Origin of the sequence: Mucilaginibacter sp. (assembly GCF_039207105.1) — a bacterium.
Classification (GTDB): Bacteria; Bacteroidota; Bacteroidia; order Sphingobacteriales; family Sphingobacteriaceae; genus Mucilaginibacter.
Genome location: NZ_JBCECK010000177.1, coordinates 1 through 9,470, shown reverse-complemented (window position 1 = coordinate 9,470; position 9,470 = coordinate 1). Strand labels below are relative to the sequence as shown.

Below are 9,470 nucleotides of genomic sequence, written 5' to 3'. Positions count from 1 at the left end.
TCCATATGTCAAAAACTATTTTTATTACAGGTGCTTCCAAAGGATTTGGAAAAATTTGGGCGGAAGCCTTTTTAAAACAAGGCAATAAGGTTGTTGCTACTGCCAGAAACCTTGACGCGTTAAAAGACCTGACAGCCGCTTATGGCGATTCGGTTTTACCTATTGAACTGGATGTAAACAATCATGATGCCTGTTTTGCAGCTGTGAACCAAGCTAATGAACATTTTGGTTCAATTGATGTGCTGATCAACAATGCCGGTTATGGCTTGTTTGGTACCATTGAAGAGACCACTGAAAAAGAAGCGCGCGACCAAATGGAAACTAACTTTTTTGGTTTATTGTGGGTTACGCAGGCAGTTATTCCTATTATGCGCCAGCAAGGTCATGGACACATTATCCAGGTTTCAAGTGTTGTTGGGCTTGTGGCCCCGCCGGTTTTAGGCTTATACAATGCATCAAAATTCGCGGTTGAGGCAATAAGTGAAAGCTTATCTGTTGAGGTAAAAGGATTTGGAATAAATGTAACCCTTGTTGAACCAAATACTTTTGGCACAGATTGGGCTGGTGCTTCGGCTGTTCATACCACAGCAAACCCGGTTTATGATGGCCTGAAAAAAGCGTTTTTTGGTGGTTTAACTGAAGATGCTATCGGTATTCCGGAAGCTACTCAGGATGCGATACTGCAATTGGTTGCTTCAGAAAATCCTCCCTTACGTCTTACTCTTGGTAAAGTTGCTTACCCTTGGGTAAAACAGGTTTACGAACAGCGTTTAAATACCTGGGAGGAGTGGAAAGAAGTATCGGCCGCAGCACACGGTAAATAATTTTACTCTGTTATTATCAAATAAAAAAGCACCCGCATATAAGTTATGCGGGTGCTTTTTTATAGGGTGGTTTAATTAGCGTTTTCTTTTTCTAATACTAACTTTAATTCTATTATATTTTCGTCTGTAATTAAGTTAGATAATTTATCAACAAAATAAAATTCATCCAAATTTCTGGTTTCCCCGTTATCTGCCCTGCCTCTCGCAATCTTTAGTTTAAACTCCTCCAATGAGCGTAAAAAATAATGGTTTAACTGTATTTTATTTGATGTGTGTTTGGCGATAGCGCCATTTATTCTTTCAAAATCTTCATTAACACAATATTTCCCCCGCTTATAGTGAAAATAATGTGGATTTGGTACGCCTTTAACATACCTGGGTTGAACTATACTTTTAATATGACCGTTTACTCCCTCTGTTTTGAGCGATCGCCTGGTATAACTTTCTAATTGTGATCCCTGGGGTTTTTCCAAATGCCCGTTTGAACCAAATACTAACCAATGAATACCAAGTCCTCCATAGCTTTTATAATTATCCAAAAACTCAGGAAGATTGCCCGTTAAAGTTTTGGGCACTATAAACTCATCAACATCAATAAAAGCTATCCACTGGCATTCGGATCCGTAATTGGCTATACAATGGCTGTATGCAGGCATTTGTTTTACCATTCCGGATATAGGTTCAACTACTACAACTCCTTTTTTTATATATGCACTTAAAGTAGTTGAGATAGGGATACTTGATTCATTATCATAAATATAAAACCGGCTTACTCCGATTTTTAAATGGTAATCTATCCATTCAGTTAAATAAGGATCTTCATGCTTAGCAATGCAGCAAATGGCTACGGGATATTTATAGGGCGGTGTTAGCTTAAAAATAGATTGTAACATTCAAGTATATTCGAAATTTATCCTAAAAACGATATTTATTATTAATTAGCATAAACTATATCAAATATATTACTAATATTAAATTTTAGAAGCGCTTAAAAATATATAAAGGAAGGGCTGTTGAAACTCTGAACTATTCAGAAATTGTAATTACTTATTTGTAATCGAGTGAGCATATTGATAACTAGCGAAGCGGATAAATTTGCTCCAGTCGTAACTGGTCAAATCATGAATGCCTTCTCTGATGTGGTACCCTATAGTTTTATGAATGATCGGGCTGTTAGGTGGTGGTGGGTTGGCTTTAAGATCAGGGTTTATCCCGTACAGTTCGTATGCCTTTTGAGCGTAATAAACGGAAAGGTATGAGCCTGATGGGTCGGCCCATAGGTCTTTAGTGGCGTTGGTAGTATAAACGGGCCTTGGAGCTAACAATGCTATAAGCATATGCTGGTCAACCGGCAACTTATTTACATCATCAATGTATTTTTTATAATTGTTGCAAAACCAATACGGGTAGTGGGAGTTAATGACCTTCAAGGTTTCGCCAAATTGTCTGCGGGCTAAAGCAGCTCCTGTATTGCCCGAGCAATTGGCAAATATCATAGCGAAACGTTGATCCTCAGCTCCGGCCCATAAAGCTGCTTTGCCTCCTCGCGAATGCCCTACTATGCTAACTTTAGCAAAATCAATGCTGCTGTCTGTTTTAAAATAATCCATTACGCGGCTTGCAGCCCAGGCCCAGCAGCCAATCGCCTTCATGCCATTATCGGCAGTTAACTGGTTGGGATATAATTTTAGTACACCATTGGTATAGTTGTCTTTATTATCAGGCGCGGCATCATTAACATTAAATGTGGCAATGGCATAACCACTATCAATAACCATTTCGGCAGGCCAGAAATCGCTTTTTATCTTTCTTGTGGGATCGGTATTGTTGTTATCCCGGTTGTTAATGAACAAAAAAGCAGGATTTGCGGGTTTCCCATTATTGGGGGTAAACAAAGTAACATGAATATCTACAGATGTGTGTGAATTATAAACGGTTATCGTTACTATCTTTAGGTGGGCTTTGCCGTTCATGGCGTTTTTATCCTCAGCAGTTATTTTATAGGCTATGTGATCATAGGTTTTGGGCATAGCACCATAAATATTATCCTCAAACAGGTGGAGTATCTCCGGCCTGCGGTTTTGCTCCCAGGTTTTAACGGTATTAACTGGCTGTCCGTTTGCCATTTTTAAAATATGGGGCAAGGTAAAAACAGGCACTTCCGCTTCATCGTAATTTTGCGCCTGAGCTTTTGTAGCAAAAACAACCAGGATACAAATCATCAATTTTTTAAGCATAAAGAAAACGGTACAAGGAAAACATAAGGGTACAATACTAAAAAAGGAAAGGCTAAACAAGTTCAACCCCTAAAGACGGGCAGCGTTTAACCTTTCCTTATCTGCAACGGCAATATACCGATATAGCAGGTGCTATTATTTATTCTTCTTCAACAACAGGAGCTTCCGGCGCGTTCTTTTTTACAGACTCAATGCCATTATCGCGGCTGGTGGCACTTTCGTACATTTGGCTTTTGCCAATAACCTGGCCGTTGGTCGCTTTCAGGTTAAAATAAAACTTTCCGTTTTTTGATTCTTCCCTGTCATAGCGGGCATCTTGGGGCGCGTTCTTTTTTACTGATTCGATACCGTTGTTCATGGCTGATGCAGTGGTATAACCTTCGCCCGAAAGTATTACCTGCCCGTTAGTGGCTACGAGATTAAAATAGTGTTGACCGTCTTTGCCTGTTTTTGTTAAAAACTTTCCCATAATTTTAATTGATTTTTATAAACAAGAATATATATAATTTTTTAATAAATCAAATGCTGAAATTTATTGATAACCAGGTGTATTATATTGGAAAAATATTTGCAAATTTATATAGTTTTAAAGCGTATTTAAATAAAAGAAAAGGCCTGGTACAAACAAATCGATTTTGATTTTACGGAAGATCTTATTATAAAAATGCGTTGTTTTCTTAAATCCATTTTATCAATTTTAAACTAAATCTTTTATTATGAAAAAACTATTCACACTGGCGCTTTCCTGCTTTATTTTATTAAGCGCGAACGCATTTGCACAAAAAACAGATTCGCTGAAAAAGAAAGGAAAAACAAAAGCGAAAACAAGTATTACTAAAGCCGATAAAAAGGCCAAAGATGCAGCTACCGATGCTACTGCAACTACAGAAGCTGCAGCAACTAAAAAAGCAGATGCTGCAACAGACGCTACGGCTAAAAAAACAACTCGTGCTAAGGCTGCGACTACAAAAGCAAGCGAGGGTGTAAACAAATCGGAAGATAAGGCCATAGGAAAGGATGCCAAAGGCAGAACCATATACTTAGGCCCTAAAGGTGGTCAGTACACTGTATCAGAAAGCGGTAAAAAGGTTTATCTTAAAACAGCAGATAAGCTTAAGGTAAACTAAGGATTCAACTTAGTAAACAAAAAAGCACCGGAGATTGCCTCCGGTGCTTTTTTGTTTAGGCCAAAACTATTTTTTATAAATTTTCCGAATTACATGTGCGATATTGTCGGTTACATACAGCACATTTTCACGAATTGATAATGCCATAGGACTTTGTAACAACGCGGTTGCTATTGGCCCGTCAACGTAACCTGAGGTTGTGTTTTGGGTTACCGGCAATTGTGTGCCGCTTAACGTATTGTACTGCGTTATTTTATTGTTGTGGTCAAATAAAATAAATACATTTCCGTAAGTTGTTGGGTTAAAGTTTGCATCAAGCTTGGCCGGTTGAATGTTATAAATTCTCATGCCGCTTCCGGAAACATTCAGAACCGTTTTCACAACACCTTGTGTCGTTACCCTTCGCAGGGTTAAACCGCTTCCACCCGTTTTATCGCCGTCAACCACCCATAAGTAGCCATCGGCCCCTAATTTTATCGTAGTAGGATAATTAAAGCGGGCTACATCACCAGGGCCATCAATGGCATCAGTGGTACTGCCAAGTTTGCCGGCAAGTACAGTCGCTACGCCTGCAGGGCTAACCTTCAGTATGCGTTTGTGAAAGCCATCAGCAATATACAATGTATTATCATCTGCTACCGCTACATCCGTAGGGTGGTTTAGAGTGAGATTAAGTTTTAAAGTATCAACCACACCTGCCGCTGTAATTTTAATGATCTTATTGTCAAAATAAAGGGCCGCGTATACATCTCCGTTTTTGGCCACCTTTAAGCCGGAGGGACTGTTTACGTTTTGGGCAAATTTGGTTACAGTTCCAGTTGGGGCAATTTTGTAAATTACATCGTCCGGATAATCTGAAACGTACATAGTTCCGTTTGATGCGGAAGCAATGCTTGTCATGGAGTTTATTGTTGGCGCTGAAAATGCAGTACCAATATAAAGCTGACCGGCTTGCGTAACTAACGATTGCTTAGTTGCCATGCTTGATGACGCAGTTGAATTTGTTGACGGCTCCGGCGCTGCTTCTTTCTTGCAACCGGAAATTACGGCAAAAGCCAATACAATGGCGTACCATTGGCAATGATTAAATTTTGGTGTTTTCATAGGTGATATTGATGTTTAAAAAATATACTCTAAGTTATTTCATAAGCATTTATGTATCACTGGCATATTTATACAGTTTATGATACATTATCACAATACTTGCAACTTTAATGGAATCTGATGAATAGCCATCAATTTTCGCATATCTTTAGTTATGAAATATTTGATATTAAGTGTTCTGATAATATTTTGTGAAATTTTAACAAGCCGTGCTCAAAAGCTTATTCCGGCATCGTTAGCATCTCAATACATTGGACAGTTCAAAAATGTTTATGGCTACGACTATGAAAGTAAGATTGTAAGGATAAAGGGGCAAAAAGATTCGTTTCAGGAGTTGGTTTATTTGAGTGACTCAACCTTAAAAAAGTGCCAATTTATCATAATTATTACTGAGAAAGCCGATCCAAATCTTCGGGGATCTAAAGAGTTTTCTCATGAAGAACTTTTGAAAGATAAAATGCGACATCGCAGCCAGGCCAATGGTAAAATAATTTTGTTTAAAGGAAAGCCTGCAATAGTAGTAGATGATCCTGAAAATTATCTCTTTTTTCTAAAGTTTGATTAATGAGCCTGCCAATTGGTTGATAGACTTATTAGAACAAGTAAAAAGTACCGAAAATTCACTGAATATTACCATAGCAACTTGTGGCCTCACAGTACCTTTGATTAGGCTGAATTCTTTGTAAATAACAAAGTTGCCTTATAAAGAATTTCAGAAATATATCATCAGCCCAGACTTGATTAACACTATTCTATATTTTACGAATGGGGTGCACGGCTTGATAAGTTGAAATACAAGGTTTAAAATAAAATGACTAAGCGTAAATTAATTCGGTATATATTATCACTCATCATTATTGGTTTAATGGTTGGTGTTTCGGAATGGCTTGAACAACCGGAGATTTTATTTCCGGAAATATCTGCATTGGTATTGGGTTTGTGGGTGGTTGATAAACAGATATGGACAATTAGTAAGCCAATGTTTGTGCTGTTATTGACAGTTAGTGCTGTTTTTGGAGTATTGCTGGTAAGGTATTCTCCTTTTCCAGCTTTGGTAAACGTTGCCATATCGTTCACCTTTACTTCGTTTTGTTTAATAATATCCCGTACCACTTTGGTGCCTATAACTTCGGCTGCCTTGTTGCCCTTATTACTGGGCACAGATTCGTTCATCTATCCGCTTTCTGTTTTCATCATGAGTGTTTTAGTAGTTTTGGGTCAGTGGCTTCTTGTAAAAAAGAAACCGCAGCAGGTTATTATTTACAGGAAAGAAAGAGGACATCATGAACATCGGCCCGGACATTGGATCAAATTGCTTTTTTATTTGCTGATTATAGGGGCACTTCCGCTGTATACAGGAAATCCTTATTTTATAGTACCGCCGCTGATAACCATGTTCATAGAATTCAGCACTTCATCGGCAGGGTTTCGTAACCGTCCGTTGCAAGTTTATTTACTGATCATCATTTCGGCTATTTTAGGAGCAATGTTTCAGTATTATTTGCATATAAAACTGGGTGTTTCCTTGTTAATTACGGTGTTATTGCTTTTTGTATGTCTTTTCTTTGTTTTCGAGGTTGTTGGTAAAATATTTGTTCCGGCTTGTGCTATTGCCCTGGTTCCAATGATTATTCCTGTGAGCAGGGTATTATCCTATCCTTTACAGGTAGCTATCGGGGCAGGCGTATTTTTATTTGTGTCCATGTTCTTTTTCCAAAAATGTTATCGTTGGAAAAGGCCGCATCTGCTGGTTTGTTTTGTACCGGCATTTGTTAGGTCGAGGATTCAACGTCCAGGACGTAAGTGAGGACGTAGAGAATAGGAAAATCCTTTAATGTACAATTAAGGATCATAACGCGCTCATTAAGGCTTGCGGAGATTCTTCGTCCGGTTAAAAATGGCCAAAGCGGTATCTAAAGGCATTCCCTGTTTGTAAATACAATCGCAAAAAACCTGGCAGGCGTTCGGGTTCTTACTTCCGCATTGATTGCGGCACTCTTCTTCAGAATTACCGGGCATGATCTCATAAATATAAAAAGTGCCTGCGATGATGAGCGTAATCAGCGCAATACAACCTCCAAAAAAGTAAACGCGCAATTTTTTACCCAACGGTTGAGCGATGACAGGCGCTGTCGTTTCAGTTGGTTTAATAAAAAGATGCTTTAAACGGTCATAATCCCATATCAATAAATATAAACAGGCCAACAACATAAAGGTAATAAGCCGAGTGCCATCAAAGCGGGTGGCATAGGTGAGTACAGTGATGTTAATGATCATGGTAAAATAAGCGATAGCACCCAGCAAAGCTGTTCTGGGGATCAGTAAAAGTATAGTAATGGTTAGCTGCGCTATGCCAATAAAAGTATAGTAATAACCGGTTAATAATAAGGCATCAAAGTAATGCCCCAAAGGATTATTATGCGGTAGTCCTTCGGCAAAGCGTTGCCCCATGATCTTGACAATGCTGGTTGGAAGGAAGCTAATAGCCAGTACGATACGGCAGAAAACGGCAAAACGCTGAAACCATTTGTCGGCCCTGGCTTCATTATAGATGGCTCTTAATTTAAGCATGACGAACTTTGAACTTATTGCTCAGATAATAAATGAATAAGGCAAGAAGGGTCCAGTAAAATGCAAAGCCCACCAGGAAAAATGGCGGTGGTGTATCAGGGTCTTGCCTCAAAAAATTAATAAAAGGGATGAGCGGCCCAATTAACACAGCTTTTATAGGTAATAAGATCATAGATATGATATTCTTCCATGCTACAGGAGAGCCGAGGCCCAGGAAGGCACTGCTGTTGCCAGAGGGGAATAGGCGTACTTCGGGCCCTAAAACCGAAGATGTAAGAAATTGAAAGGCAAAGGCGCAAACCAGGAAGCCTATAACGAATTTGGTTTTAGATATTTTCATGACGTAATGCTTTGAAATACAAATTTATAAAATATAACTTTGTATTTCAAAGTACTTTTATAATAAAATATTGTTTAGGGCATTTTTGCACAGGCTCCAAATGAAATTATAGATAGAAACAGGCTGCAAAAAGAAGTTTGGGAAGACGAAGGCGTGATTGTAGGCCTCAGCTTGGATACGTTCATATCAAAATTAAGGAAGAAATTGGAAAATGACCCCTCTGTGAAGCTGGTTAGTATTCATGGCAAAGGGATATAAGCTTGAAATCAGCGTTGATAGCTGAGTATTGGAGACAACAAAAGTGACCATTTGAGTCTAACAACCTGTTGTAATTACAAGCGATCTTTGCTTAAAAAAGATGATAAGCAATCTAAATGAAAAGTAATTGTAATTACAGTTGCCAACAGCGGTACGGGAGCGGCTGCGGGAAGAAAACTTCACAATACCGATGAGTCTTTTTGAACGATTGATGTGTTCTGGAATAACGGGCAATTATGCCTCCACAAGCTGATAAAGGATATTCGCGATATTTTTGGCATCATCAACACCACGATGGTGCGTACCTTCTAAAGACAGATTTAACATACGTAAAGCATGCGCCATGCCAACTCCCTTAGTTAATCCGTGCACTTCAGAAAAAAGTATCTTTACATTGATGTGATGATCCGACATAGGATAAGGTATTCCTAATTTCATGCACTGATCTTTAAGCATTGTCCTGTCGTAAGCGCCATAACTGGCCCAGGTAAGTTGTTTTGAATTGTAACTTTTTTCCAGAATGTCACAGGCTTCACTTAAAGTTACCCCGCGTTCATATACCATTTGAGAGGTATAGAAGTTAATTGGGTACAAAAATCACTGATTTCAGATTTGATAGGTTTTACAAGGATACCTTCGCTTGCAGTTATTTTGCCGGTTTCCATATTCAATTTACAAATACCAATTTCAATGATCTCACTTTGCTGTTTTTGATAATTACCGCCAGGCTCCCAGCACGTAGCTTCAAGGTCAACAATGATTATTTCATTTGTTGTTTCCATAATTTATTATTTCATTTTATTTGTTTAAAAAGCCGAACCATTCAGCTTCTTCACAAGAAGATACGAAAAAATAATCGGAGTTTAAAACCAAGGCGCAAAAAGTTCAGCTATCCTAAACAGAAAAGACCGTATCAATTTTTGATGCGGTCTTTTTGATGTTTTAAATGCTACTTCAGCGGAGAGGGAGGGATTCGAACCCTCGATACACTTTTGGCGTATACACACTT

The 9,470-nt window shown here is 38.6% G+C and carries 13 protein-coding genes; 5 read left to right on the top strand and 8 right to left on the bottom strand.

The window, feature by feature from the left end; all coding sequences use genetic code 11:
- Positions 1-824 (top strand): SDR family NAD(P)-dependent oxidoreductase (locus AAGC65_RS22640; protein WP_343114744.1); only part of this gene is annotated, 824 nt, incomplete at its 5' end.
- 71 nt (positions 825-895) lie between these two features.
- Here the strand turns inward: AAGC65_RS22640 and AAGC65_RS22635 are convergent.
- The 3 genes from AAGC65_RS22635 to AAGC65_RS22625 all read right to left on the bottom strand — a co-directional run bounded on the left by AAGC65_RS22635 (position 896) and on the right by AAGC65_RS22625 (position 3,530).
- Positions 896-1,717 (bottom strand): glycosyltransferase family 92 protein, encoded by an 822-nt coding sequence (locus tag AAGC65_RS22635; protein ID WP_343114743.1) that lies wholly within the window; start codon positions 1,715-1,717, stop codon positions 896-898.
- 150 nt (positions 1,718-1,867) lie between these two features.
- Positions 1,868-3,061 carry an acetylxylan esterase gene (locus AAGC65_RS22630; protein WP_343114742.1) on the bottom strand — a complete coding sequence of 398 codons (1,194 nt, stop codon included), beginning with the start codon at positions 3,059-3,061 and terminating at the stop codon, positions 1,868-1,870.
- 139 nt (positions 3,062-3,200) lie between these two features.
- Positions 3,201-3,530: a YegP family protein gene (locus AAGC65_RS22625; protein ID WP_343114741.1), complete on the bottom strand. Its 330-nt coding sequence runs from the start codon at positions 3,528-3,530 to the stop codon at positions 3,201-3,203.
- Positions 3,531-3,777: 247 nt separating this feature from the next.
- On the opposite strand from AAGC65_RS22625, the gene AAGC65_RS22620 reads away from it, so the two are divergent.
- A complete protein-coding gene (locus AAGC65_RS22620) occupies positions 3,778-4,188 on the top strand; it encodes a hypothetical protein (RefSeq protein ID WP_343114740.1) in 411 nt (136 codons plus the stop codon).
- Between the two features lie 66 nt (positions 4,189-4,254).
- Here AAGC65_RS22620 and AAGC65_RS22615 read toward each other — a convergent pair whose 3' ends face one another.
- The gene (locus AAGC65_RS22615; protein WP_343114739.1) at positions 4,255-5,292 is read right to left on the bottom strand and encodes a hypothetical protein; all 1,038 of its coding nucleotides are present in this window, start codon (positions 5,290-5,292) and stop codon (positions 4,255-4,257) included.
- Positions 5,293-5,446: 154 nt separating this feature from the next.
- Between AAGC65_RS22615 and AAGC65_RS22610 the strand changes: the two genes are divergently transcribed.
- Positions 5,447-5,857, top strand: a complete 411-nt coding sequence (locus tag AAGC65_RS22610) for a hypothetical protein (protein WP_343114738.1) — start codon at positions 5,447-5,449, stop codon at positions 5,855-5,857.
- Between the two features lie 246 nt (positions 5,858-6,103).
- The gene (locus tag AAGC65_RS22605; RefSeq protein WP_343114737.1) at positions 6,104-7,099 is read left to right on the top strand and encodes a hypothetical protein; all 996 of its coding nucleotides are present in this window, start codon (positions 6,104-6,106) and stop codon (positions 7,097-7,099) included.
- 56 nt (positions 7,100-7,155) lie between these two features.
- Here AAGC65_RS22605 and AAGC65_RS22600 read toward each other — a convergent pair whose 3' ends face one another.
- Positions 7,156-7,863: a hypothetical protein gene (locus tag AAGC65_RS22600; RefSeq protein WP_343114736.1), complete on the bottom strand. Its 708-nt coding sequence runs from the start codon at positions 7,861-7,863 to the stop codon at positions 7,156-7,158.
- Positions 7,856-8,203, bottom strand: coding sequence for a hypothetical protein (locus AAGC65_RS22595; protein ID WP_343114735.1), 348 nt, complete (start codon positions 8,201-8,203; stop codon positions 7,856-7,858). The genes AAGC65_RS22600 and AAGC65_RS22595 overlap by 8 nt, the downstream gene beginning before the upstream one ends.
- Positions 8,204-8,284: 81 nt before the next feature.
- On the opposite strand from AAGC65_RS22595, the gene AAGC65_RS22590 reads away from it, so the two are divergent.
- Complete coding sequence (locus AAGC65_RS22590) at positions 8,285-8,461, top strand: helix-turn-helix domain-containing protein (protein WP_343114745.1); 177 nt, start codon at positions 8,285-8,287, stop codon at positions 8,459-8,461.
- A 234-nt stretch (positions 8,462-8,695) separates the two neighbouring features.
- Here the strand turns inward: AAGC65_RS22590 and AAGC65_RS22585 are convergent, their stop codons facing one another.
- Together AAGC65_RS22585 and AAGC65_RS22580 are read right to left on the bottom strand one after the other, a co-directional pair.
- Positions 8,696-9,025 (bottom strand): 3'-5' exonuclease, encoded by a 330-nt coding sequence (locus AAGC65_RS22585; protein WP_343114734.1) that lies wholly within the window; start codon positions 9,023-9,025, stop codon positions 8,696-8,698.
- Complete coding sequence (locus AAGC65_RS22580) at positions 9,004-9,243, bottom strand: exonuclease domain-containing protein (protein ID WP_343114733.1); 240 nt, start codon at positions 9,241-9,243, stop codon at positions 9,004-9,006. The genes AAGC65_RS22585 and AAGC65_RS22580 overlap by 22 nt, the downstream gene beginning before the upstream one ends.
- Positions 9,244-9,470 lie beyond the last annotated feature (227 nt).

Bases quoted from the DNA above. Each gene is read 5' to 3' on its own strand.
- AAGC65_RS22625 (WP_343114741.1), bottom strand. From the start codon at position 3,530: ATGGGAAAGTTTTTAACAAAAACAGGCAAAGACGGTCAACACTATTTT.
- AAGC65_RS22605 (WP_343114737.1), top strand. From the start codon at position 6,104: ATGACTAAGCGTAAATTAATTCGGTATATATTATCACTCATCATTATT.
- AAGC65_RS22615 (WP_343114739.1), bottom strand. From the start codon at position 5,292: ATGAAAACACCAAAATTTAATCATTGCCAATGGTACGCCATTGTATTG.
- AAGC65_RS22585 (WP_343114734.1), bottom strand. From the start codon at position 9,025: ATGGTATATGAACGCGGGGTAACTTTAAGTGAAGCCTGTGACATTCTG.
- AAGC65_RS22635 (WP_343114743.1), bottom strand. From the start codon at position 1,717: ATGTTACAATCTATTTTTAAGCTAACACCGCCCTATAAATATCCCGTA.
- AAGC65_RS22630 (WP_343114742.1), bottom strand. From the start codon at position 3,061: ATGCTTAAAAAATTGATGATTTGTATCCTGGTTGTTTTTGCTACAAAA.
- AAGC65_RS22580 (WP_343114733.1), bottom strand. From the start codon at position 9,243: ATGGAAACAACAAATGAAATAATCATTGTTGACCTTGAAGCTACGTGC.
- AAGC65_RS22620 (WP_343114740.1), top strand. From the start codon at position 3,778: ATGAAAAAACTATTCACACTGGCGCTTTCCTGCTTTATTTTATTAAGC.
- AAGC65_RS22610 (WP_343114738.1), top strand. From the start codon at position 5,447: ATGAAATATTTGATATTAAGTGTTCTGATAATATTTTGTGAAATTTTA.
- AAGC65_RS22595 (WP_343114735.1), bottom strand. From the start codon at position 8,203: ATGAAAATATCTAAAACCAAATTCGTTATAGGCTTCCTGGTTTGCGCC.
- AAGC65_RS22600 (WP_343114736.1), bottom strand. From the start codon at position 7,863: ATGCTTAAATTAAGAGCCATCTATAATGAAGCCAGGGCCGACAAATGG.